The 23,694-nt window shown below is 63.4% G+C and carries 23 protein-coding genes; 13 read left to right on the top strand and 10 right to left on the bottom strand.

Annotated elements, in window-relative coordinates; all coding sequences use genetic code 11:
* The 4 genes from F0A17_RS05685 (at position 1) to F0A17_RS05670 (ending at position 3,846) form a co-directional block, all read left to right on the top strand.
* Complete coding sequence (locus F0A17_RS05685) at positions 1–1,284, top strand: TRAP transporter large permease (RefSeq protein ID WP_149327372.1); 1,284 nt, start codon at positions 1–3, stop codon at positions 1,282–1,284.
* A gap of 14 nt (positions 1,285–1,298) precedes the next feature.
* The gene (locus tag F0A17_RS05680; protein WP_228716821.1) at positions 1,299–1,811 is read left to right on the top strand and encodes a gluconokinase; all 513 of its coding nucleotides are present in this window, start codon (positions 1,299–1,301) and stop codon (positions 1,809–1,811) included.
* 114 nt (positions 1,812–1,925) lie between these two features.
* On the top strand, positions 1,926–2,921 hold the full coding sequence (gene gntR / locus F0A17_RS05675) for a gluconate operon transcriptional repressor GntR (protein ID WP_149327371.1): 996 nt from the start codon (positions 1,926–1,928) through the stop codon (positions 2,919–2,921).
* Positions 2,922–2,940: 19 nt separating this feature from the next.
* A complete protein-coding gene (locus tag F0A17_RS05670; RefSeq protein WP_149327370.1) occupies positions 2,941–3,846 on the top strand; it encodes a DMT family transporter in 906 nt (301 codons plus the stop codon).
* Here F0A17_RS05670 and F0A17_RS05665 read toward each other — a convergent pair.
* The 5 genes from F0A17_RS05665 to F0A17_RS05645 form a co-directional block, all read right to left on the bottom strand.
* Positions 3,824–4,573, bottom strand: coding sequence for an ABC transporter ATP-binding protein (locus F0A17_RS05665; protein ID WP_149327369.1), 750 nt, complete (start codon positions 4,571–4,573; stop codon positions 3,824–3,826). The two genes, F0A17_RS05670 and F0A17_RS05665, sit on opposite strands and share 23 nt — an antisense overlap.
* On the bottom strand, positions 4,567–5,637 hold the full coding sequence (locus F0A17_RS05660; RefSeq protein ID WP_149327368.1) for a FecCD family ABC transporter permease: 1,071 nt from the start codon (positions 5,635–5,637) through the stop codon (positions 4,567–4,569). The genes F0A17_RS05665 and F0A17_RS05660 overlap by 7 nt, the downstream gene beginning before the upstream one ends.
* Complete coding sequence (locus F0A17_RS05655; RefSeq protein ID WP_149327367.1) at positions 5,627–6,760, bottom strand: ABC transporter substrate-binding protein; 1,134 nt, start codon at positions 6,758–6,760, stop codon at positions 5,627–5,629. The genes F0A17_RS05660 and F0A17_RS05655 overlap by 11 nt, the downstream gene beginning before the upstream one ends.
* 190 nt (positions 6,761–6,950) lie before the next feature.
* Positions 6,951–7,409 carry a RidA family protein gene (locus F0A17_RS05650; RefSeq protein ID WP_149327366.1) on the bottom strand — a complete coding sequence of 153 codons (459 nt, stop codon included), beginning with the start codon at positions 7,407–7,409 and terminating at the stop codon, positions 6,951–6,953.
* 144 nt (positions 7,410–7,553) lie between these two features.
* Complete coding sequence (locus F0A17_RS05645; RefSeq protein ID WP_149327365.1) at positions 7,554–8,633, bottom strand: class I SAM-dependent methyltransferase; 1,080 nt, start codon at positions 8,631–8,633, stop codon at positions 7,554–7,556.
* A 98-nt stretch (positions 8,634–8,731) separates the two neighbouring features.
* On the opposite strand from F0A17_RS05645, the gene F0A17_RS05640 reads away from it, so the two are divergent.
* The gene (locus F0A17_RS05640) at positions 8,732–9,769 is read left to right on the top strand and encodes a GlxA family transcriptional regulator (RefSeq protein WP_149327364.1); all 1,038 of its coding nucleotides are present in this window, start codon (positions 8,732–8,734) and stop codon (positions 9,767–9,769) included.
* 35 nt (positions 9,770–9,804) lie between these two features.
* Here F0A17_RS05640 and F0A17_RS05635 read toward each other — a convergent pair whose 3' ends face one another.
* A complete protein-coding gene (locus F0A17_RS05635; RefSeq protein ID WP_149327363.1) occupies positions 9,805–11,202 on the bottom strand; it encodes an aminotransferase-like domain-containing protein in 1,398 nt (465 codons plus the stop codon).
* A gap of 99 nt (positions 11,203–11,301) precedes the next feature.
* On the opposite strand from F0A17_RS05635, the gene F0A17_RS05630 reads away from it, so the two are divergent.
* The gene (locus tag F0A17_RS05630) at positions 11,302–11,904 is read left to right on the top strand and encodes a LysE family translocator (protein ID WP_149327362.1); all 603 of its coding nucleotides are present in this window, start codon (positions 11,302–11,304) and stop codon (positions 11,902–11,904) included.
* Positions 11,905–11,936: 32 nt separating this feature from the next.
* Entirely contained in the window at positions 11,937–12,383 is a 447-nt protein-coding gene (locus F0A17_RS05625) for a PaaI family thioesterase (RefSeq protein ID WP_149327361.1), read from the top strand.
* A 40-nt stretch (positions 12,384–12,423) separates the two neighbouring features.
* Here F0A17_RS05625 and F0A17_RS05620 read toward each other — a convergent pair whose 3' ends face one another.
* Together F0A17_RS05620 and F0A17_RS05615 are read right to left on the bottom strand one after the other, a co-directional pair.
* Positions 12,424–13,371, bottom strand: coding sequence for a threonine/serine dehydratase (locus tag F0A17_RS05620; protein WP_149327360.1), 948 nt, complete (start codon positions 13,369–13,371; stop codon positions 12,424–12,426).
* A gap of 10 nt (positions 13,372–13,381) precedes the next feature.
* The gene (locus tag F0A17_RS05615; protein WP_149327359.1) at positions 13,382–14,005 is read right to left on the bottom strand and encodes an exopolysaccharide biosynthesis protein; all 624 of its coding nucleotides are present in this window, start codon (positions 14,003–14,005) and stop codon (positions 13,382–13,384) included.
* Positions 14,006–14,361: 356 nt separating this feature from the next.
* Between F0A17_RS05615 and F0A17_RS05610 the strand changes: the two genes are divergently transcribed.
* Positions 14,362–16,083: a methyl-accepting chemotaxis protein gene (locus F0A17_RS05610; protein WP_149327358.1), complete on the top strand. Its 1,722-nt coding sequence runs from the start codon at positions 14,362–14,364 to the stop codon at positions 16,081–16,083.
* A gap of 135 nt (positions 16,084–16,218) precedes the next feature.
* On the opposite strand, the gene F0A17_RS05605 is transcribed toward F0A17_RS05610, so the two are convergent.
* A complete protein-coding gene (locus F0A17_RS05605; protein ID WP_149327357.1) occupies positions 16,219–17,208 on the bottom strand; it encodes a LysR family transcriptional regulator in 990 nt (329 codons plus the stop codon).
* Between the two features lie 143 nt (positions 17,209–17,351).
* On the opposite strand from F0A17_RS05605, the gene F0A17_RS05600 reads away from it, so the two are divergent.
* Both F0A17_RS05600 and F0A17_RS05595 read left to right on the top strand, forming a co-directional pair.
* Entirely contained in the window at positions 17,352–17,975 is a 624-nt protein-coding gene (locus F0A17_RS05600; protein WP_149327356.1) for an FMN-dependent NADH-azoreductase, read from the top strand.
* Between the two features lie 118 nt (positions 17,976–18,093).
* Positions 18,094–19,443 (top strand): cytochrome P450, encoded by a 1,350-nt coding sequence (locus F0A17_RS05595; protein WP_149327355.1) that lies wholly within the window; start codon positions 18,094–18,096, stop codon positions 19,441–19,443.
* A gap of 147 nt (positions 19,444–19,590) precedes the next feature.
* On the opposite strand, the gene F0A17_RS05590 is transcribed toward F0A17_RS05595, so the two are convergent.
* Complete coding sequence (locus F0A17_RS05590; RefSeq protein ID WP_228716820.1) at positions 19,591–21,045, bottom strand: sensor domain-containing diguanylate cyclase; 1,455 nt, start codon at positions 21,043–21,045, stop codon at positions 19,591–19,593.
* Between the two features lie 348 nt (positions 21,046–21,393).
* On the opposite strand from F0A17_RS05590, the gene F0A17_RS05585 reads away from it, so the two are divergent.
* The 3 genes from F0A17_RS05585 to F0A17_RS05575 are packed head-to-tail and all read left to right on the top strand — an operon-like array spanning position 21,394 to position 23,623.
* Complete coding sequence (locus F0A17_RS05585) at positions 21,394–22,329, top strand: DUF5996 family protein (protein WP_149327354.1); 936 nt, start codon at positions 21,394–21,396, stop codon at positions 22,327–22,329.
* A 43-nt stretch (positions 22,330–22,372) separates the two neighbouring features.
* Complete coding sequence (locus F0A17_RS05580; RefSeq protein ID WP_149327353.1) at positions 22,373–22,678, top strand: GNAT family N-acetyltransferase; 306 nt, start codon at positions 22,373–22,375, stop codon at positions 22,676–22,678.
* Positions 22,679–22,693: 15 nt separating this feature from the next.
* Positions 22,694–23,623: a pirin family protein gene (locus F0A17_RS05575; RefSeq protein WP_149327352.1), complete on the top strand. Its 930-nt coding sequence runs from the start codon at positions 22,694–22,696 to the stop codon at positions 23,621–23,623.
* Positions 23,624–23,694: the final 71 nt, after the last annotated feature.

Here is a 23,694-nt window from a genome sequence, read left to right as displayed (position 1 = left end):
ATGCTGTGGATTTTCCTTGCCATCCTGTTCGCCTCCATCATCCTGGGGCTGCCCATCGCCTTCGGGCTCGGCATCGCCGCCGTGGTGATGGCGGTGCTCTCCGACATCCCGCTATCGATCCTGATCGAGCAGTCGATTCGCGGCGTCAACAATTTCCCGCTGCTGGCGATCCCTTTCTTCATCCTGGTGGGGGAGGTAATGAGCGCCGGCGGCATCGCCCGGCGGCTGATGGAGCTCGCCGGGGCACTGGTCGGCTTCATGCGCGGTGGGCTGGGCCAGGTGGCCATCACCGGTTCGATGTTCTTCGGCGGCATCAGTGGTTCGGCAGTGGCCGATACCGCGGCCACCGGCGCGATGATGATCCCCTCGATGAAGCAGCAAGGGTACTCGGCACCCCACGCCACTGCGATCAATACCGTGTCGTCGGTCATCGGTATCATCATCCCGCCGTCTATCCCGCTGATCCTGTTCGGTATCGTCACCGAAACCTCGATCAGCCGCCTGTTCATCGCCGGCATCGTGCCGGGGCTGCTGATCGGCTTCGCGCTGATGGTCACCACCTTCATCATGGCCAGCATCGAGCACGCCGGTCAGACCCGCAAATTCGAGCTGGGCCGCCTGTGGCAGGCCTTCAAGGCCGCCTGGTTGGCGCTGGTGCTGCCGGTGATCGTGATCGGCGGCATCCTCGGTGGGGTGTTCACCGCTACCGAGGCCGCCGTGGCCGCACTGCTCTATTCACTGTTCATCTCGCTGACGGTCTACCGTGAATTCCGTCCGCGGGAGCTGTGGGGCATGCTGATCCGAACCGCGCGCCTGACCGGCATGGTGCTGCTGCTGCTGGCGTTCGCCACCGTCATTGCCTGGTTCCTGACCATCAACATGGTGCCGCAGACCTTGGTGCGCCAAGTGCAGGCGATTACCCAGGAGCCTTTCCTGCTGCTGCTGATCGTGGCCGGCCTGCTCCTGCTGGTGGGCTTCGTGATGGACCTGACCCCGGCAATGGTGATCATGGCGCCGATGCTGACGCCGATCGTCACTTCGGTAGGCGTCGATCCGGTCTATTTCGGTGTGCTGATGGCCTTCATCCTCGGTATCGGCCTGCTGACGCCGCCGGTGGGGACTTGTCTCTATGTCGGCTGCGGCGTGGGGCGGGTCACGATGGAGCAGCTGGTGCGCGCCATGCTGCCGTATTATGGCGCCCTTCTGGTGGTATTGCTGGTGCTGATCGCGTTTCCCGGTCTCGTGACGTGGTTGCCCGACCTGGCCGCCGTGCGCGGCAACTGACGACCGGAGGAATCGTGAAAGAAGGCACAGTCCGGATCGTGGTGATGGGGGTGTCGGGCTCGGGAAAATCCTGTATTGGCGAATGCTTGGCCGAGCGTCTGGGCGTTGTCTACATCGACGGCGACGATTATCACTCGCCGGCCAATATAGCCAAGATGGCGAGCGGCATCCCGCTCGACGACGACGACCGGCGCGAGTGGCTGGAAACCTTGGCCGAGCACATCGCCGCCTACCGCCGCCGCGACGTCTCGCTGGTGCTGGCCTGCTCGGCGTTGAAGCGGCGCTATCGCGATCTGTTGCGACGCGGTGATCCCGCGCTGCGCTTCCTCTACCTCGAGGGTCGTCGGGAGCAACTGATGCAGCGGCTGACCGAGCGTGAAGCGCACTTCTTCCGCGGCGAGACGATGCTCGACAGCCAACTGCGCGACTTGGAAGTGCCGGGGGAGAATGAGGCGGTCAAGCTGAACATCGCCGATGCGCCGGAAGCCATCGTCGAGGCGTTCGTGGCATCGCTGGAGCGCCGCTGAGGCGTCGATGGCTCCCGTCGGCCCGCCGGGCGACGATTACGGTATGCTAATGCCGCATGTCGCCTGGCGTCGTGGCGCCGCAGGGCGCGTCGGATCACTGGGAAGCGGGGCAGCGTGAAAAAGAAACGGCCGACATTGCAGGACATCGCCGATCGGGTCGGGGCGACCAAGATGACCGTGAGTCGTTGTCTGCGGGACCCGGCGACCGTCTCGGAGGGGCTGCGCGAGCGCATCTTCGCCGTAGCGGAGCAGATCGGCTACATTCCCAATCGCGCTCCCGACTTGCTATCGCGCGCGACCAGTCACTCCATCGGCGTACTGGTACCGTCGCTGACCAATCAGGTCTTCGCCGATGTGCTGGTGGGCATCGAAAAGGTCACCCGTCCGGCGGGTTATCATCTGATGCTCTCGCACTACGGTTACAACAAGGAGCTCGAGGAGCGCAGCCTGGCCTCGTTGCTTTCGTATAACGTCGATGGGCTCATACTCTCCGACAGCCAACATACCCAGCGCACTCGCCGCATGCTGGATACCGCGGGCATTCCCACCATCGAAATCATGGACTCGCTGACCCCGCCGCTGCATCAGGCGGTGGGCTACGACAATGTCCGGGCCGCCTACGACATGGTCAGCGAAATGATCCGCCATGGTCGTCGTCAAATCGCTTATCTGGCCGTGCGCCTGGACGCGCGCACGCTTCAGCGCGAGCACGGCTACCGGCAAGCCATGGAAGAGCACGGCCTGGCGCCGCTGACGCTTCAGCGCAGCCAGCGCTCCTCTTACAGCGTGGGGGCGGGGCTGCTCGATGAGCTCCTGGCGCAGCATCCCGAAACCGAAGGCATCTTCTGCACCAACGACGATGTCGCCATCGGTGCCTATTTCGAATGCCTGCGGCGTGGCATTCGCGTACCCGAACGGATGGCTATCGCCGGTTTCCATGGCCACGACGTGGGTCAGGTAATGATGCCCCGTCTGGCCAGCGTGGTGACGCCGCGGGAATCGATCGGGGAGCGTGCGGCCAGGGAACTGCTGGCGCGCATCCAGGGGGGGAGCGTCAAGGAAAAAACCATCGATTTGGCCTACAGGATCGAGCCTGGCATGACGCTCTGATTCGTTAATCAGGATGAACATGAACCACAACGTAGACAGGCCGACGGCCGGTATCTTGCTCAGGCTGCTGTCGGGGCTTCTCTTCGCTGCCATGATGGTGAGCATCAAGGCGGTGGGCGATGAAGTACCGCTGGGGCAAACGGTCTTCTTCCGCTCGGCCTTCGCGCTGTTGCCCATCGTGATCTTTCTCGTGCTGAGAGGGCAATTTCCCGCCGGCCTGGGCACCCGACGCCCCATGGGGCATCTACTGCGCTCGGGGCTGGGCGCTGCGGCCATGTTCGCCTCCTTTGCATCGCTCGCCCTGTTGCCGGTGGCGGAAGCGACCCTGCTGATGCAACTGACTCCGGTGCTGATGGCCTTCGGCGGTGTCGTTCTGCTGGGAGAGCCATTCACTTGCCAGCGTGCGGGAGCGTTGATGCTGGCGGTGGCGGGCATCGCCGTGTTGATCTTGCCCAGTCTTGGAAGCGATGCGGGTAGCATGCGTTTCGAGGGCTATGTCCTTGGGCTGCTCGCGGCGCTGCTATCGGCGGGGGCGCTGCTCACCGTGAGGCGTATCTCACGCACCGAAACGGCCGCATCGATTGCGTTCTACTTCGTGGTGATCTCGACCCTGGCGGGGCTGGCCACGCTGCCCTGGGGGTGGGCAGCGTTGACCGGGTCGCAGTGGTGGCTGCTGGTGCTTTCGGGGCTGTTCGGTGGCGCTGCGCATATTGCCATGACGCTGGCGCTCCGCTACGCCGAGGCCTCTCGGTTGGCGCCGTTCGAGTATGTTGCCATGGTCTGGCCGGTGCTGGCCGACCTGCTGATTTTCGGCTTGCCGCTGGCCAGTGGCTTTCTGCTGGCATTGCCGCTGATCCTGGGTGGGGCAGGCCTGGCGGCGTTGGAGGGGCGCGGACTGAGACTCAAACGCTCTCTTCGACGATGAGCTGGGGTTGGCCCTTGGAACAGGGCTCGATACGGGCGGCGACCCGATAGACCCGGTGCAACAGCTCGGGCGTGACCACATCGCAGGTCTCGCCGCAGGCGATCAACTGGCCGTTCTCCAGCACCATGGCTTCATCGGTGAAACGCAACGCATGGCCCAGGTCGTGTAGCGCCACCATGATCAGCATCTCGCGCTCCCGAGCGAGCCGCCGCAGTATGGTCAGCAGGCTGATCTGGCGGTTGAGGTCGAGGGCAGAAGTGGGCTCGTCAAGCAGCAGAATCTCGGGCTCCTGGACCAGGGCCTGGGCAGCACTGACGAGCTGGCGTTGGCCGCCGCTGATGTCGCCGATATCGCGCGCTCCGAGCGGTGAGATCCCCAGCTCGTCCAGCGCCTGGTCGACCTTGGCCAGGTCTTCTGGCCTGACCTTCAGAGAGCGCCCCTGCATACGCGCCATCAACACCGATTCGTACACCGTCAGCACCGCATTGACGCCGGTATCCTGGGGCATGTAGGCCACGGGCCTCTCCGAGGCAGCGCCCGTGATCCTGACTTCGCCACCGCCCTTGAGCAACCCGAAAATGCGCCGGAACAGCGTGGACTTGCCGGCGGCGTTGGGGCCGAGCAGCGCCACCACCCGGCCGCCCTCGAAGCGGGGCGTGGAAATTTCCGCCAGGATTTGGCGACGGCCATAGCGAGCCGATAGGCGGTCGAGCTGAAGCGTTACCATGAGGCCTTCTTGTGATTGAGGATCAAAAACAGGAAGAAGGGAATGCCCACCAGTGACGTGATGATGCCGATGGGGATGACGGTGCCGGGCAAGATGATTTTCGACAGCACCGAGCCGATGGACAAAATCAGCGCGCCACAGAGAGCCGAGCCGGGCAGAAAGAAGCGTTGATCCTCACCCACCAGCATGCGTGCGATGTGCGGTCCGACCAGGCCGATGAAGCCGATGGTACCGACAAATGCCACTGCAATGGCGGCCAACAGCGAGACCAGCACCATCACCTCCAGGCGCAGAGCGCGAGGATTCACCCCCATGCTCTCGGCCTTGGTATCGCCCAGGCGCATGGCGGTCAGCGCCCAGCCGTGGCGGGCGAGCAGCGGCAACACGGCGACCAATACCGTCAGCGCGACCCAGAACTTGGGCCAGGTTGCCTTGGTCAGGCTGCCCATGGTCCAGAACACAACCGCCGCCACGGCCTGCTGGCTGGAGAAGAACTGGATCAGCGCCATCAGCGAATTGAAGATGAATACCATGGCGATGCCCAGCAGCACGATGGTCTCGATCGTGACCCCGCGCCGCAGGCTCATCGCATGGATGAGGAAGGCGGTGACCATGGCCATGACGAACGCATTGATCGGTACCACGTATTCCACCGCAGCGGGAACGATCACCACGCCGAAGGCTAGCGCCAACGCTGCACCGAAACTGGCACCCGCCGAGATACCCAGCGTGAAGGGGCTGGCCAGGGGATTACTGAGGATGGTCTGCATCTGGGCGCCGGCTATCGACAGGCTGGCACCGACGACCAACGCCATCAGCGCCACCGGCATGCGAATTTCCCACAGGATGACCCTGGCCTGCTGGCTAACGGCATCCGGCGATGCCAGCGCGGCCATTACCTCACCGAGGCTGAAGCGGGCAGGGCCCAAGGCCAAGTCGAGACAAAAACTCAGCGCCAGGGCAAGCGTGAGCGCCAGCAGGATGAGCTGGCGCCGTAGCACTAGGGCACGATAGAAACCGTGCCCTTTGACTTGCTGGCGGGTCCGGGCGATTTCAACGCTCATTCAGCGTGACCCAATAGCCGGGTTCGTAATCCACGGGTAGGAAGCGCTCGTGCAGCTCCTTCATCGTGGCTTCGGGGTCGAGGTCGGCGAACAGCTCCGGATGGAACCACTTGGCCAGTTGCTGCACGGCGACGAAGTAGTACGGGTTGTTGTAGAACTGGTGCCAGATGGCATGGAAGTTATCGTTCTCCACGGCTTGGGTACCGGTCATGGCGGTGCGCTCGGTCAGCGCTTCGAGCTTGGCCCGGGCACTGGCCATGTCGGCTCCCGGCCCCACGCCGACCCAGGCGCCACCCGGCACGTAGGCGTCCCAGTTGCCCCCCGTCACGACCACATGCTCAGAGTTGGAGGCAATGATCTGTTCGGGATTCAGCGTGCCGAAAGTGGTCGGAATGATGTCCTTGGCGATATTGTCGCCGCCGGCAATCTCGACATATTCGCCAAAGTTGCCGGGACCGAAGCTCATGCAGCAGTCCTCCGAGTAGCCGCCGGCGCGGTCGACGAACACGCTCGGTCGTTCGTCGGCCTCGACCTCGGCTTCGATCACCTGAGTGACCCGCGCCATCTGGGCCTCGGAGAATTCGATGAAGGCCTCGGCATCTTCCTCTTCACCCAACAGTTGGCCCAGCAGGCGCATGGAGGGAATGGTGTGCCGGATCGGATCCTCACGGAAGTCCACGTAGACGATGGCAATGCCGAGTTCCGCCAGCTTTTCGTCGTAGGCGGCATCCTCGGTGGCCGCTCTGGCCTCGAGGTTCATCAAGACGACATCGGGGTTGAGGGAGGCCGCCTGCTCCACGTCGAAGGTACCATCCTTGAAGCCGCCGAAGGTGGGGAGCTCCTCGAGCTCGGGAAACTTGGTGGCGTAGCGCGCATAGCTGTCCGGATCGGCTTGGGAGAAGTCTTCGCGCCAGCCCACCACGCGGTCAAAGGGGTCTTCCGGCTGCAATGCGCCGAGCAGGTAGACCTGACGCCCCTCACCGAGAATGACACGCTCTACCGGCGCCTCGAGGGTAATCTCGCGACCGGCAATGTCAGTAACGGTGATCTGCTCGGCCTGCACGGCGCTGCAGCCAAGCGCCAGGGCCACACCGGAAAGGGCTTTCAAGACAGGATGGGGCATGTTCGTCACTGTTCGCCACTCATGAGGGTATCGTCGCAAAGAGCGTCGGCTGAATGGTACGCACTGCTCCACGACAAGTCGTGTGAAAGCGCTTGCGTATCATTCTTGTCTATAGGAGGAGGCGTAGTATGTGCGAAACGCTGCGGGCTGTCGAGATCGAATCGCTAGCCAGTGGCCGGCGCAGTAGAGCTCAAGTGGCGTGAGATTCGTCGCGGCCGTTCGCTCGGGTCTCATCGCGCTGCGTATCGTGCCGAAAGGCCGGCTCGGCCGGTTGGCGCGCCATCAACGTGATCTCGACATTGGCCCCGCCGCTCAGGCGTGATGACTCGGTGCAGGTGCGAGCGGGGTAGCTGTGGTTCTCGAAGAACTCGGCGTAGGCGGCGTCCATGGTGTGGATGGTGTCCAGGTTGGTCAGGTGAATGTCCACTCGTACCACTTCCGCCATCGAGGCGCCGGCGTATTCCAGCATGCGCGAAAGACGGCGCATCACCCAGCGTGTCTCTTCGGCGATGTCGCCGAGTACGGCCTCACCGCCTTGGATGTCGCTCACCGTCAAGCCGGAAAGAAAGAGGTAATGGCCATCCATCGCGATGTGACTGCCCGGGAAGACCGGAACGGCAAGCGTCGGATCATTGAGGAAGCGATGCATAGCGGCTGGGCCTCGTTGGGTTGTTGTCTCATCCATTGTGGCGTCTCGCGCCGTGGGTGCAAGGCGCTTGCCTTCCTTACCGCTTCCGAGCTGTCCCGTTGAGGCCGGATGCAGTCTGCAACTACCTGCATCCGGCTGGGCTCATCAGGTGCGGCAGACGAAATAATCGTTCTGAATGTCGTGCTCGAGCTGGTATACCTCGATAGCGCCGAAGCCTGCCTCCTCGAGATAAGCCAACGCGCGCTCTCGCCCCCACATGGTGCCTAGCCCTTCGCCGCCCTGGGCCAGCGATACCGTCATGCAGTGGCTGACCGATACCGCGTAGAGCATGACGCCCAGCGGGTGATTCCGGTCAAGATGGTGGTGGCTCGAAGCGTGGATGTCCTGCACCAGGTAAACGCCGCCAGGCGCCAGGGTGCGGTGGATGCCCTTGAGCAGGTTGCGCGGACGCGCCTGGTCGTGAATGCCGTCGAAGGTGGTGACCAGGTCGAAGGCATCGGGCTCGGCGGTGACGTCGAAATCACTCAGGTCGCGTACCTCGAAGGTGAGGTTGGTAAGGCCGGCCCGGTCGGTCTCCCGTCGTGCCCAGTCAATGGCTTCCTGCGATAGGTCGTAGCCGACGAAGCGACTGGCCGGGTAGCGCTCGGCCATGGCCATGAGCGCACGGCCACGTCCGCAGGCGCAATCGAGCACGTGGATGCCGTATTCGAGCCGCTCGGGCAAGCCCTTGGCCAAGGGCAGAATGGCATCGAACAGGGCAGGTAGTACCGTCTGTGCGCTATCGCTTGCCATGACTTCCTGAAAACGGGGGTAGCGTGAGTACGGCACGCCTCCCCCTTCTCGGAAACAGCGCACCACGTCGTCCTCCACGTTGGCCAGAAGGGAGATAAACTGAGCGTAGACGGCGAAATTGACCGGGCCGGAGCCGGTCAGGAGTTCGGCATGCGCTTGCGGAAGCCAGTATCGGCCGGTATCGGGGTCGGCGTCGAGAAATCCGGCCACGAGCATACCGCCAAGCCACTCCCGTACGTAGCGCTCCTGCAACCCGGTACGCTCGGCCACGGCCTGGCTGGTCATGGGAGGTCGCCCGGCCATTGCCTCGAACAGGCCGGTGCGATGACCGATGGCGGTGAGGAGCAGCGCGCCCGCCTCGTTGAGGGCGCGAATCAGACGCCCCTCGAAGGCCTCGGAGTCGGCAGGGGGTATGGGATGAGCATGGCACATGATGGTTCTCCTTGTGGTTGGGTTGTGCAGGGAGAACGTTACTGCCGAGGGATCTACACCACGAAAGGGTCTTGTGCCGCAACAGGGGCTTTCGTGCCATGAGGCGGGATGCGGCGCGCCAGACGCCTTTGACCATCGCCTTGCTGGCGACGCCGGAGGCCACCGCCTCAACGCTCTACGGCATGTTCGATCTGTTCGGTTCGGCGGGGCGTGACTGGGATCTGCTGATCCATGGACGCATGGGCGAACCGCTATTGCGTCCACTAATCGTGTCGCGGAGCGGAAAGGGATTTCGGGCGCCCAATGGCGCCTGGATCGAGCCGGACCGCAGCCTGGCGACTTGTCCTTTGCCCATTGCGGCCTGTATCCCGGATCTGTTCATTGCTCCCGACGAATCATTGACGGGCCGCTACGGGGATGAAATTGCCTGGCTGCGCAATTGCCATGTCCAGGGAGCGCTGCTGGCCGCCGCCTGTACCGGTGCGATGCTGCTGGCCGAAGCGGGATTGCTGGAGGGACAGGCCGCCACCACCCACTGGGCCTACTGCGACGCCTTGGCGCGCCGGTACCCCGGTGTCAGCGTGCACCCCCACCGTACCCTGGTCGCCAGCGGGGAAGGGCAACGGTTGATCATGGCCGGCGGTGGCTCCAGTTGGTTCGATCTCACGCTGTACTTGGTGGCGCGCCTGCTCGGCATCGACGAAGCGATGCGACTGGCTCGAATCCATCTGATCGATTGGCACCATGACGGCCAGCAACCCTTTGCCGTGCTCAGCAGTTCACGCCAGGCCGAAGACGCCTGCATCGCGCGCAGCCAGGTCTGGGTGGCACAGCACTACGATACGCCGTCACCGGTGTCGGAGATGGTCAGAGTCAGCGGCCTGACCGAACGCTCCTTCAAGCGCCGCTTCAAGATGGCTACCGGTGTGACACCACTGGATTACGTTCAGACGCTGCGCTTGGAGGAAGCGAAGCAGTATCTTGAGCAGGGCGACGATCCCATCGAGGCGATTGCCGAGCAGGTTGGTTACGCCGATCCGAGTTTCTTCCGCAAACTCTTCGTCCGCCGGGTGGGGCTCACGCCCCGCCAGTACCGCCGTCGTTTCCGTGGACTTCGGCTGCGACTTTCCTCGTAGGCGTCATTTGCCTGCTCGTGGCGGTCTCGCCGAGCTTACAGCGTGCGCCAGGGCGTCGCAGGGGGCTCGGCGAGCAGCTCGGCGATCGTTTCCAGCGCTCGGGCCAGTGCTTCGCGCGAGGGGGCTGCGCTGAGGCACAGACGCAGCGCCTGGGGGGCCGGCTCACTGCCCACGCAGAAGGGTTCGGCACTGGACACCAGAATATGGCGCTGGGCCAAGGCCTCCATCAGTTCGGCGCTGCGCAGCCCCTCGGGCAACGGTAGCCACAGGTTGTTGCCATGCGGCCGGCCGCTTACGGAATAGTTGGCCAGGCAATCGCGCGCCAAGGACTGGCGTGCGCCCAACTCCTCGATCAGCCAGTCGAGCAGGGCGCGGCTATCGTCGCTGGTCACCCAGCGGCAAACCGCCTCCACCATCAGCGGCGGTACCATCCAGTTCTGGGCGCGCAGCGTCGCCCCCAGGCGTTCGCGCAACATGGGAGGAGCCACCAAGGTGCCGATACGCAGCCCGCCGGCCAGCACCTTCGACGTGCTGAAGATGAACAGGGTTCGCTCCGGAGCCAGACGATAGAGCGGCGTGCCGCGCTCCGACTCGGGCAGGTATTGCACACCATCCTCGACGATCCAGAAATCGTGGCGGCGTGCCAGCGTCACCAGGCGTTCGCGGCGGGCTTCGCTCAGTGGCGTCCCGGTGGGGTTGTTCTGGTCCGGTGTGACATAGACCAGCCTTGGTGGTTGCTGCTGTGCGCAGAGCCGGGCGAGGGCATCCATGTCCATGCCCTGATCGTCCATCGTTACGCCCGCTACTTTCAGGTGTGCCTGACGCGCAGCGCTGATCAGTCCGGGGTAGGTGAGCACGTCGGCGGCGATGCGTTCACCCGGCCGGGCGAGCGCATGCAGTGCCAGGCTGATGCCGTGCTGTCCCCCTTGGGTGACCAGCAGCTCTTCCGCATCGACCGGCATGCCAAGCTCGGTCATCCAGGCGGCGAGCCGCTCGCGATGGGCGGCCACACCCCGGTCCGACTGGTATTCCACCGCGCGGTGCAGGACGAGATCGTTGTCCGCCATCTCTCGCAGCACGCGCCCCAACGTGGCGGCTCGCATGGGATGGGGGGGCGGCAAGCTCAGACTGAGGTCGATGATGCCCGCTTCGACGGGGCGGCTGGCGAGGAAGTCCTGGCTCGAGGACGTCTCGGCTCCCCGTACGTAGGTGCCACTACCGACCCGAGCCACCACCCAACCCTGACGCTCGGCCTCGGCGTAGGCACGTGTCACGGTGCCGACCGTCACTCGGAGGCGGTCGGCCAGGCGACGCTGGGGCGGTAGTTTCGCGCCGGGTGCAAGCTCGCCGCGACGTATCGCATCGGCAATGGCCTCGGCCAGATTGCGGTAGCGAATCCCCCTTGCCGCGAGCTGAGGAACCCAAATTGTCATGGTGACAATAAAACCTTTGACGCTGGATATAGGCTCATTATGCTGGGTGATGAGCGAACAATCCAACCGAAACCGAATGAATTGTATGGGTGCAAATACATGGAAGCTTTGGCGTTCCTCTGGCCGGCGGGCCTCTACATGATTTCCATGACCATCACGCCGGGACCCAATAACGTGATGCTCACGGCCTCGGGCGCCAACTACGGCTTTCTTCGCACCTTACCGCACATCTTCGGCATCATGGGGGGCTGTTTCCTGTTGTTCGCCGGCATCGCTCTGGGGCTGGGGCTGATCTTCGAACGCTATCCCGCGGTGCAAATGACCCTGCGCGTGCTCGGCAGCGCCTACCTGCTGTATCTGGCCTGGAAGATTGCCACGGCGCCGCCGCCCGATCTGCGCCACCGGGGCGAGGGGAGGCCACTCAACTTCTGGCAGGCGGCCGCCTTTCAGTTTGCCAACCCCAAGGCATGGGTGATGGGCCTGGCGCTAATGGCCGGTTTTTTGCCCGAGGGTGGCGACACCATGATCAACGCCCTGCTGTTGGCGGGGTTCGCCGAGCTGGTGGGATTCCCCTGCGTCGCTCTTTGGGCCGGGTTCGGCATGGCCATCAGCCGCTGGTTGCATACGCCACGTGCCTGGCGAATCTTCAATGGCGTCATGGGTGGGCTCACCGCGGCCTGCGTGATATTCATATTGGGCTGATCCGTGCGTCAATCAAAAAAACAGGAGCCCCGATGACGCCCTCTACCGTATTCCAGCCCGCTCACGCCGATTACCGTCAGGAAGTGGAACGTATTCTGCAGGCGGCGCCCTTCATTCGGGCGCTGGGGCTAGAAGCCGAGGAAATTGCACCGGGTTACTGCGCCACTCGACTATCGGTACGCCACGATCACCTGCAGCAGGATGGTTTCGTGCATGCTGGGGTGCAGGCCACCATGGCCGATCACACCGCCGGAGCCGCCGGGGCCACCCTGATTGCCCAAGGTGCGCTGGTGCTGACGGCGGAGTTCAAGATCAACCTGCTCAGGCCCGCTCAGGGCAGCGAACTGCGTTGCCTCGGACGCGTGCTGAAGCCCGGGCGCACGCTGATCGTGACGGAGTCCGAGCTGTATGCAGGCGACGATGCCGCCATTCTCGTCGCCAAGGCGACCGTCACCCTGGCAGTGGTCGCGCCACGCTAGGCCATGTTCGAAGGTATGCGTATCGCGGATGTCGTCGCGATCAAAGACACTCCTGCCACTCTTCCCGGCTCATGTTGCCGCCGGTAATCACCACCACGATATCGCCCTCCGGCGGCAGTACGGCGAGATCCTCCATCAATGCAGCCACACCCACGGCCGCCCCCGGTTCTGCCGCCAGCTTGGCTTGGTAGACCAGATGACGCATGGCGAGTCGGATGGCATCCTCGTCAACCGCTACCAGTTCGCGGGTGTGGGCTCGGCACAATGGGTAAGTCAATTCCCCGACCACGGCCGCTCCCAGGCTCTTGGCGCGGGTATCGATTCGCTCCAGGCGCGCCGGCTCGCCGTGAAGCCAGGCGTGCGCCATACTGGCCGCCCCCGCTGGCTCCACGCCGATCAGCGCCAATTCGGGGCGCAGGGCCGAAGCTGCCACACCGATGCCTGCGATCAACCCACCGCCGCCCACCGGGCACAAGATCGCCGACGCTTCGGGCGCCTGCTCCAGTATCTCCAATCCTACCGTGCCCTGACCGGCGATGATGCGCTCGTCGTCGTAGGGGTGAACCAGCGTCAGGCTGCGTTCCTCGATCCAACGATGCATCAGCTCCCAGGCGGCGTTGATATCGCCATGCAGAATCACGTCGGCGCCCAGGGAGCGGCTGCCTTCCACCTTGAATGCGCTGGCATTTTCGGGCATCACGATGGTTACCGGCACGTCCGCCTGGCGTGCCGCCCAGGCCAAGCCCAGGGCATGGTTGCCGGCCGACACGGCGCCTAGCCCACCGGCAAGCTCTTCCCGGCTCGCGGTACGCACCCAGTGCAGGCCACCGCGTGTCTTGAAGGAACCGGTGCGCTGGAACAATTCCCCCTTGAGCCACACACGGCGCCCTAGTCGATCGGAAAGGGCGTGGTCGAGTACCAACGGGGTAGGCGACAGGGTATCGGCAATGAGGCGCTGCGCTTGTTGGAGCTGTTCGAGCTGGAGCATGACGGGTCTCCTAGAGAAAATGAATCAGCACGACGGACAGCGACAGGCCGGTAATGGCGAATGCCAGCACGGCCAACAACCCGTCGCGGGCCATGAAAGACAGGCCGAACAGGGTCAGGGCGACCCCCGCGATGTTGACGGAAAAGGGAATGAACTCCATGGGTGGCATGGCGATAGAAATGATCACGCAGGTCAGGGCAGAGAGCTGCATGCCGAGGTTGCCGGTCATGAAAGTGATACGCCGGTGCAGCAACCGGTCGATCCAGCAAGCTGGCCGATACATCCACTTCAGTGCCGTGTGTACCTTGTCGCTGGGCAATGTGCGGTTGCGCAGCCAGCGGGGCAGCCAAAAAGTGCGTCGTCCGATCAGCAACTGTATACACACCAGCAGCGTGAACATGGCCATCAGCGAGGGCACGCCGGGAATGCCGCTGATGATCGGCGCCAGCGTGACCAGACCCGCCAGCAGTAGCAGGGGGCCAAAAGCACGCCGACCTATGGCGTCAAGCACCTCGTCAAAGCGAATCCGCCCCGATGGGGTTTCGATCGACTCGATGGCCTGCATCAGCTCGACGAGGTTGTGCGGCTCGTCCTGGTGGGAATCGTCGCGATTTTCGCTTCGTGTCGTCGGCATCCCTTCTCCTTCGTTCTCTTGCCGCTGGGTGGAATCCATTCCATTGGGGTTGGCTTGGCTACAGCATAGTCACGCCTCGCTGCCGGGTGGCTGAACAGGCTCGTGCTCAGCCCTAGGCGTCAGGTCCGGCGCCGCTCGTGAGAGAACCTGGATGACGGAGGCGCCGAAACGGAAACCTCCGATACTCGCCCAGGCCGGCACGGTGAGAACGTGTGAGCATTGTCGAGACTGGCTCGGAGTGTGGTGCGGAGAGCTTGGCGAGAAGACAGGGGCCTCAACTTTTCCCCTTGCCTGCCGATGTATAACTCAAGGAACCCAAGGCCAAAAATCAGAACGCACCATGCAAGGGGCTAATGATGAAGAATGTATCCATCAAGTGGAGCCTGACTGCAGCACTAGCGGCGCTGGTGCTGATGATCGGCTTGATCAGTGGGTTGGGATTCTATTCCAGCTCCCACAGTGAAGCGGCCCTGCACGAACTGGCGGAAACCAACGTGAAGCTGGCCAACATGGCCAACCGCGCTCAGGTGAACGTGTTGCGCGCGCAGAACTTCCTGGATCGCTATGCCAGCCTGAGCACCCAAGGCAACCCGGACAAGGGGCGAGAATACCAGCAACGAGCAGTGGCGGCGGTGGAAGCGGCTCAGCAGCGTTTCGTCGAGTTCCGCGAGGTGCCTCTCGATCCGGCTGACGTACGCACGCCCCACGTGGAGGCCATTACCGAGGCCTACGAGGCGTTTGTCACCGAGGGCCTGGTGCCGATGCTGGAGGCAGCACCGTTCCAGATCATGCGCAGCCAAGAGCAGTTGGGCGAGCTGGGCGCGGAGCTCGACTATGCCATGGAGGCCTTCATCGACTTCACCGAACAGCGCGGCACTAGCGCCATCGAGGAGGTCGAGAACCTGGACCGTCGCGTGGCGATCATTGCCACGACGCTGTTGGTGGTGGCACTGGCGGCCGCCTTCCTTATTCGCTTCGCGTTGATGCGTGCGGTGGTCGCTCCGCTGCGCGAAGCGGTCACGCACTTCGATCGTATCGCTGGCGGCGATCTGACCGCTCGCATCGAGGATCGCGGTCGCAACGAGATCGGTCAGCTCTACGGGGCGCTGGGGCGCATGCAGGAGAAGCTCAAGGCACTGGTGATCTCGCTGCGCGACAGTAGCGATAGCGTATTCACCGGTGCCGGCGAGATCGCCACGGGCAGCCAGGACCTCTCCTCGCGTACCGAGCAGCAGGCTTCGGCCCTGCAGGAAACCGCCTCCAGCATGGAGGAGATGGCGTCTACCGTCAGCAAGAACACCGAAACCGCTGTCGAGGCCGACCGGCTCTCCACCGCAGCATCGAAGACCGCGGAGGCCGGCGGCCAAGAGGTCGAGCGCACCGTACGGCTGATGCGCGAGATCGCCGACAGCGCTCGGCGCATCAACGACATCATCGGTGTGATCGACTCCATTGCCTTCCAGACCAACATCCTGGCGCTGAATGCTTCGGTCGAGGCAGCCAGAGCAGGGGAGCAGGGACGCGGTTTCGCCGTGGTGGCAAGCGAAGTGCGATCCCTGGCCAGCCGCAGCGCGGAATCGGCCAAGGAGATTCGCAAGCTGATCGAGGACACCACGACCCGAGTGGCCAGCGGTGCCGAGCAGGCCGAGCGCAGCGGCGAGACGATCAATGAAACCGTCGAATCGATTCGCCAGGTCAGTGCCCTGATGGGGGAAATCTCCACCGCCACGCGAGAGCAGAACAGCGGCATTGAACAGATCAACACCGCACTGACCGAAATGGACTCGGTGACCCAGCAGAACGCCTCGCTGGTGCAGCAGACCAGCGCCGCTGCCGCCTCGCTGGAAGAACAAGCCCAGCGGCTTGCCGCACTGATCGACACCTTCCGAATCGACAGCAACGCCAAGACGGCGCCGGCGCTGCCCACGCAAGCGAACCATGCCTGTCGCGAAGTACCGACAAAGGCCGGAACCGAAAAGCGTCCCGCATCGCATCAACTGGTCAAGCTTGAATCGCCCAAATCGGAGAAGTCCCGTTCGCAGACCAGCGGCGACGAGGATGGCTGGAGCGAGTTCTGACCACTGCCGAAGCCTGTCTCGGACGGTAGCTTTCCCTCATGCCCCGAACCGTACCCGGCTCGGGGCTTTTTAGGTGTCGTCGCAGCACTTAACGAAGGCTGAACCGAGCGACAGATGAAGCGCAGTGAAGTTCCATCAAGTCACTGGCGGGTTCGCTATGGCTGGCTTCGGCAACGCCGGATCGTCCCCTGGGCTCGGCGCCTGGCACAGTGCCGAGAGTCCCGTCTCTTCGGCAAGCGCCGGCAGTCGTTCCGCCAGGAAATCGATCAGGTAACGTACGGCGGGGCGCAGCCCGCGTCGGTACGGATACACCGCATGCAATTGCCCTTGGGGCAGCCGCCAGTGCGGCAGCAGCCAGGTCAGTTCGCCCGTTTCCAGTGCCTGGCGACACATGAATGTCGGCAGGACCACGATGCCGATACCGGCCATGGCGGCATCCCTCAGCACATTCATGTCGTCGGTGATGAGCCGTGGCGTCAGCGAGACCGGCACGCGGTTGCCATCGGGGTCGGTGAACTCCTGCACGTGGCGCCCGTCGGCAAAGCGCATGGAGAGGCTCGGAAAGCGCTTTAGATCGTGCGGGGCCACCGGCATACCGAGACGCTCCATCAGCCTAGGGCTTGCCACCAGCATGGCGGGGCTGGCGGCGAATCGTCGCGATACCAGCGATGAATCCTCGAGACGGAGGCGAACGCGAATGGCGAGATCCACCCCTTCGGATACGAGATCCACTCGTCGGTTGGTGGCATCCAGTTCCACTTCGACCTTGGGGTAGCGCTCCATGAATTCGGGCAGCGCCCGTGCCAGCAGCGACTGGGAAATCGAGATGGGGCTGGTCAGCACGACTCGCCCTCGCGGCTCCTCGTGCACCTGTTCGACGACGCTCTCGGCCGCTTCGGCGGCTGCCAGTAGATCGCGACAATGACCCAGGTAGGCGCGGCCGGTATCCGTTAGCGTCAGGCGTCGCGTGGTCCGGTGCAGCAACCGAACCTCCAGCCGCTCCTCGAGCCGGGCGATACGACGGCTGAGCGTGGACTTGGGCATGCCCAAGGCATGCGCCGCGGCGGTGAAGCTTCCATGTTCGGCGACAAGCGCAAAGAAATAGAGATCGTTGAGGTCCTGCATGCCGCATCCTCTTTGGGGGCTATCTATTGTTCTAGCAGTGGAACAATGATTTCAACCAGCACCGACTAGTGGCAGTGGTGAGGAAATCCCAAGATGGGCGACATAGGCGCACGGGGCGCCGACTCACCGTCCGAGGAGGTATCATGAAACTGCTGCATCTGGATTCCGGCCTGTTGGAAAACCAATCGATTACGCGGCAGCTTTCCGCTCGCATCGTCGAGCGGTTGCGTGCTGCCACGCCCACGCTCGATGTCGTCTATCGCGATTTGGTCGTTAACGCGCCCAGTCATCTTTCCGGTGAGATACTGACTGGCGCAGGCTTGCCAGAAGAGACGCGCAACGCGCACCAGCGCGAGGAAACGGCGCTGACCGAAACGTTGCTGGAAGAGTTCCTGACGGCTGATGTGATCGTGATCGGCGCCCCCATGTACAACTTCGCCATTCCGAGCCAGCTCAAGGCCTGGCTGGATCGTATTCTCCAGGCCGGCAGGACTTTCCGCTACACCGAGAACGGTGCGGTGGGCCTGGCCGGGGGGCGCAAGGTATACATCGCATCCTCGCGTGGTGGCCTCTACTCGCAGGGGCCGGGCGTCGACAGCGACTTCCAGGAACGTTATCTGCGCGCCGTGTTCGGCTTCATCGGTATCGACGATGTCACCGTCATTCGTGCCGAAGGCGTGGCAATGGGCGACGAGATGAGGCAGAACGCACTGAACGCTGCCCACGATGCCATAACCGAGACTGTCCTGTCCGCAGAAGTGGTCTAGCGTTGCCGGATCCGAGGCCCAGCTTAAGGCAACGCTTGTAAAGATTTGTGTAAAACAAGGGCTTACGATCACTCGCGCGACTAGACTGCCCATAGTCAGGCAATCAAAGGAGCGTGAGATGACAAGGGATTCGGTTCAAGGAACGTTGCCGAAGGCGAGCGTGGCGGAATCGCTTGCCGTATTGAACGATGTCTTCGTTCCCAACGTGGCGAAGGGGGTGCTCATCCGGCGCCCCAAGGTGGTGGGCATGGCGGAGCGTCTTGGGCTGGACCGGCGCGCCGTCCACCGCCTGCAGCAGCTCAACGAGAAATACGGCAGCGGGCCGCTGATGCTGCAGGTGCCGGGTGAAAAAACGATGGCACTGGTGCTTGACCCCGCGCATGTCAATCGGATACTCGAGCAGTCGCCGGAGCCGTTTGCCACCGCGGAGCAGGCCAAGCGCAGCGCGCTGGAGCATTTCGAACCCGACATGGCGCTGGTTTCCCATGGCTCAGAACGTGCCGAGCGACGCCGCTTCAATGAGGCCGTGTTACAGAGCGAATGCCCGGTACACGGGCTGGGGGAGCGTTTCGTCAAGGTGGCCAAGGAGGAGGCCGATGAACTTCTCCATACCACGCGGCAACGGGGCGATTCGCTGGACTGGGATACCTTCTTCGAGACCTGGTCGCGTGTGGTGCGCCGCGTGGTGCTGGGCGACACCGCCCGCGACGATCACGCCCTTACCGAAACATTGGGCAAGCTGCGCGCCGCCGGCAATTGGGGATTCATGCACCCGGGTCGTCATCACCTGCGTGACGCCCTGCATGAACGGCTGTGCATTTACCTGAAACGGGCGGAGCCGGGCAGCCTGGCCGCCGAAGTGGCCCGCGTGCCCACCAACGACATCACCCAGCCCGAGCACCAGGTTCCGCAATGGCTGTTCGCCTTCGATCCGGCGGGCATGGCCACCTTCCGCACCCTGGCGCTGTTGGCCGCACACCCTGAGCACGCAAGGCGCGCACGGGAAGAGGCCGCCAATCTGGAACAGCATCCCACCCCCGAGCTTCCCTACCTGCGCGCTTGCGTGCTGGAGTCGCTGCGCCTGTGGCCCACCACGCCGATGGTGCTGCGTCAGAGCACCGAGACAACCCTATGGGAAAACGGCGCCATGCCGTCGGACACTTCGCTCTTGATCCTGGCGCCCTATTTTCATCGCGACGACCGTCACCTCGCCTCGGCCAACCGCTTCGATCCGGACCTGTGGCTGCAGCCGGAAGGGACGGGGACATGGCCTCTCATCCCCTTCAGCGGCGGCACCGGCATCTGCCCGGGGCGGCGCCTGGTCCTGCTGGTGACCAGTACGGTATTGGCGAGGCTCTTATCCCATCGCGAGTTCCGCCTGGACCCGCCCTCCCGCTTACTCAGCAGCAAACCGATGCCACCGCTGCTCAACAATTACGATCTCAAGTTCACGCTCGGCGGATACTGAGACGGAAACGAGTCCGGCCGGGGCCGGCCGTGTGCCTTATCGACCAGGTCCGATGGGATATTCGCCTTCCCCCGTCGGTGACGACCCCGGATCGGCTAGCCCGGCCATCATGCGGTCGAACAAGGCAGCGACCTGACGTCGTGGCGCTCAGCCGAGGGCGCGTTGCTTGCGGCGTTGGGTCTTGTCGTCGTACATGCGCTCGTCCGCCAGGGTAAGCACCTCCTGGGCGGGCGTTTCGGTGGAGCTGGCGCAGCCCAGACTCATGCGAAGCGTCAATGTCACGCGCTCGCCATGTGCGGTAGTGATGAGACATCGCTGGTCCTCCATGTGCGTCCTGACCAAGCCTGCCAGGCGATTCGCTGCCGACAGGCCGGCGGAAGGAAACAGGACCACGAATTCGTCGCCACCGTAGCGCGCCAGGATATCGCTCGCGCGACAGTGCATTTGCAGACGCTCGGCCACCGAGGTGATGAGCTGGTCGCCCGCTACATGGCCGTGGCGATCGTTCACTTCCTTGAGCCCGTCGACATCTATCATCAGCACGGCAAAATCCAGGCCTGGCGACTGGGTCTTGCCCTGAATGCTCAGCTGCAGCGCCGATTCGAAGAAGCCCCGGTTGTAGAGACCGGTCAGTCCATCGCGTTCCGCCGTTTTTTTCAGCGCCAGGTGGAGTAGCTTGTTCTCGGTGGCCGCCGCCAATTGGTCGACGAACAGAGTCAGCATGCGCTCCAAGGCGGCGTCGAGCTTGGGGGCGCGTACGATCAGCCAACCTTCGTACATGCTGAGACGTCCCGCCATGGGAGTGGCGTAGAGCTGCTCGCCGACGGCTTTTTCGCTGAGCTTGACGGTGCTGGCATGTGGCTCGTGCAATGTCGCGAGCAGTCTGCACAAGCGGTGCTCATCGTCGGGATCGAGGCGAAGGCCGGCAACGGCCGCGTAGCGCGTCACTTCGGGGCGCTGACACTCCTGCAGGAACACGGCGAATCCGTACTCGGGGAAATCGGCGTGCAGATGCTTCAAGGAGTCATCCAGCAGCGTATGGATGTTCGAGGCGCGATTGGCGACGACGCCGAGATCGAGCAGGGCGTGAAAGACGCGGTTCTGGAACTTGATCTCGACGATACTGCGGCCAATCTGGCGGTTCTGCCCGTACATCACCCGGGCAATCGCCAGAAAGTAGACCACCGCCCCGGCGCCCTGGTAGATATCCAGGCCGGCACTGACGTAAGGGCGAAAAGCGAACCCCGTCAAGATACCCCAGCCCAAGGCACCGCCGGCAAACAGGGCCATGGAAGCCAGCATTCGGTGCGGGCCGCCCACCACCATATTGTTCATGAAGCAGGCAAGGCCGATGGACAGAGTGGCCAGAACGTAGAAATCCAGTACGCTGCACCAGATACCAAACAGCAGGCTATCGAGGAGCAGGTTTTTGAACTCGGCATGCTTCGAGTGCTGAGCTCTGGCAGCATGGACGTAGGCGACTCCCGGCCATAGCAGCAGGAGAAGACCCGGCAGTATCAGCGACCAGCCGCTGCCCTCGACCAAGGCAATCCACACGGTAAGCCCGAAGGTATGACAGAAGGCAAAAGCACGGGGAGCCAATGTAGCCAGGGCGAGACGATGGGGGCGCCTATGTGGCTCTTGAGAGAAGGGAAGCCGAGAGGTTTGCAAAGTCTTGGTCTGATCCGCCTGCAATGAATTGTAGGTCGTTGGTTGAGCGGCTGACGCCGTTTCAAACGGATTTACCCTTTAGCCTAGCACTTGTGCAGGTCGCAAGCAGTACCCGCTCACCCGTTCCGCTCTTGGGTAACGCTTGCCATGCGTCTCTTCGACCCCGGTACCGAATCCTGGGCTAGCGCCTCAAGCGTCACATGATCCCCGTGCACGATCCGTTGCGGGCAGCTAAGTTTCACAGGACGGTTTCGCGTTCTCGTGGCGGGGAAGAATGAGATGACCCTTGACTGGCCGGATATTCCCTATGGCGCCTGGCAAAAGACGTGCTCGGCTCTGCATCTCTATACACAGGTCGTCGGCAAGTACCGGCTTGCCCGCACGCCTTGGGTGAACCATTCCTGGCACGCTACGCTGTATGTCAATTCGCGCGGGTTCACGACCTCGCTCGTTCCTGATGGCGGCGGCGGGGTGGAGATCGTATTGGATCTTCTCGATCACGCCGTGGTGGGGGCAACGACCGACGGGCGGACCGCCGGGTTCGATCTAGGCCCGATGTCGGTTGCCGCTTTCCACCATCAGTTCGTGAAACTCATACGTCAGCTCGGTGGCACGCCCGAGTTTCATGGTCGCCCGAACGAAGTCCCGCAACCGATCCCTTTCGAGGAGGATCGTGCCGAGCGTCCCTACGATGCAGCCGCCGTGACCCGCTTTTTCCAAGCCTGCGTTGCCGTCGATCTTGTGATGAAGCGCTTTCGCACCTCTTATCTGGGCAAGGTCAGTCCCGTGCATCTCTTCTGGGGCAGTTTCGACCTGGCCGTCACGCGATTTTCGGGACGGACCGCACCGCGGCATCCCGGCGGTATCCCGGCGCTGCCGGATGATGTCACGCACGAAGCCTACAGCCATCAGGTATCGTCGGCCGGGTTCTGGCCCGGGGGGGCGGGCGTGGATTTTCCGGCGTTCTATGCCTATGCCTATCCTGTACCGTCTGGGTTTGCCGATGCGCCCGTGACCCCTGAGGCCGCCTATTTCGACGCCAACCTGGGTGAGTTCATTCTGCCCTACGATGCGGTGCGACAATCGAACGACCCCGTGGCCAGGCTGATGGCCTTCCTCGAGAGTACCTATCGGGCTGCCGCCGATCTCGGCGGTTGGGAGCGTCATGCCCTCGAATGCAAAACCGGAATTCCCCGCCAACCGCGAGCGATTTGAATGTCGAGCGGGCGGCGTAACGTTACAAGCGGGAGGAAAGGCCATGGCCACACCCACCTCGGAGACGCTGCCGATCGAGCGGGAAGAGGGGGCGAGCAAGGGACGCTACGTCGTTCGCCTCGAGGGCGCCGAAGCCGAAATGACCTATTCACGTGCAGGGGACGCCATGATCATCATCGATCACACCGAGGTTCCCGATGCGATGCGTGGCCGTTCGGTGGGACAAGCCCTCGTGCGCCGCGCCATAGAAGACGCTCGCACCGAAGGACGCACGGTCCTGCCGCTCTGTCCTTTCGCCAAGGCCCAGATCCTGCGTCATCCCGAGTGGCAGGACGTACTGAAGCGCTGAGCGCTGGGAGCGACCATGAGCTGGCTACCTTGCCCTGACCCTATTCCCGGCGATGCACGCGCGGCTGACCTGATCGAGACAGCGATCATACCGCGGGCACGTGATCTCGGTGGGCTGGAGGTCCGCCGTGCCCTGCCTTCGGCGAAGCGGCAAATGGTGGGACCCTTCATTTTCTTCGATCAGATGGGACCGGCCGAGTTCGTGCTGGGGGAGGGGTTCGACGTGCGACCGCATCCCCACATCCATCTTGCGACCGTCACCTATCTTTTCGATGGCGAGATCCTGCATCGGGACAGTCTTGGCACCGAGCTCAAGATCCGGCCGGGTGCGGTCAACTGGATGACGGCCGGCCGCGGTATCGTTCATTCCGAGCGCACCGCGCCCGAGACGAGAGCGCGTGGCACGCGGCTCTTCGGCCTTCAGACGTGGGTCGCGCTGCCCGCTTCCCACGAGGAGACCGATCCGGCGTTCTCGCATACCGGTGAGAGCGAGCTTCCGGTCATCGAGGAGGGCGAGTGTCGTGTGCGGCTCGTGGTGGGAAAGGCGTGGGGACACAGCTCGCCGGTCAACGTCTTCTCCGACACGATCTATGCTGATGTTGCGCTCGAGCCCGGCGCTCGTCTCCCCATCGACGCGGATCACGAGGAGCGTGCACTGTATACCGTTAGAGGCGAGATCGAGATTGCCGGAGAGCGGTTTCCGCCCGGCCAACTTCTGGTTCTGCGCTCCGGCGCGCCATTGACGGTCCGCAACCCAGGGCCAAAGGAGGCGCGCTTCGTGCTGGTCGGAGGCGAGACGATGGACGGACCGCGATACATCTGGTGGAACTTCGTCTCGTCACGTAAGGAGCGCATCGAACAGGCAAAGGCGGAGTGGAAGGCTGGACGCTTCGACACGATTCCCGGTGACGCCGATGAGTTCATCCCGCTGCCGGAATCCCGCTGAGAATGCGATCGCCCTCCTGTGCCGCCGAGCGAGACAAGCGTACACGCACCATGACGGGTGATGCTGGACGC

This window comes from Billgrantia pellis (assembly GCF_008297955.1).
In the GTDB taxonomy this organism is placed as follows: domain Bacteria; phylum Pseudomonadota; class Gammaproteobacteria; order Pseudomonadales; family Halomonadaceae; genus Halomonas; species Halomonas pellis.
Note: the sequence above shows the minus strand (reverse complement) of the source record. Positions and strands in the feature narration are given on the sequence as shown.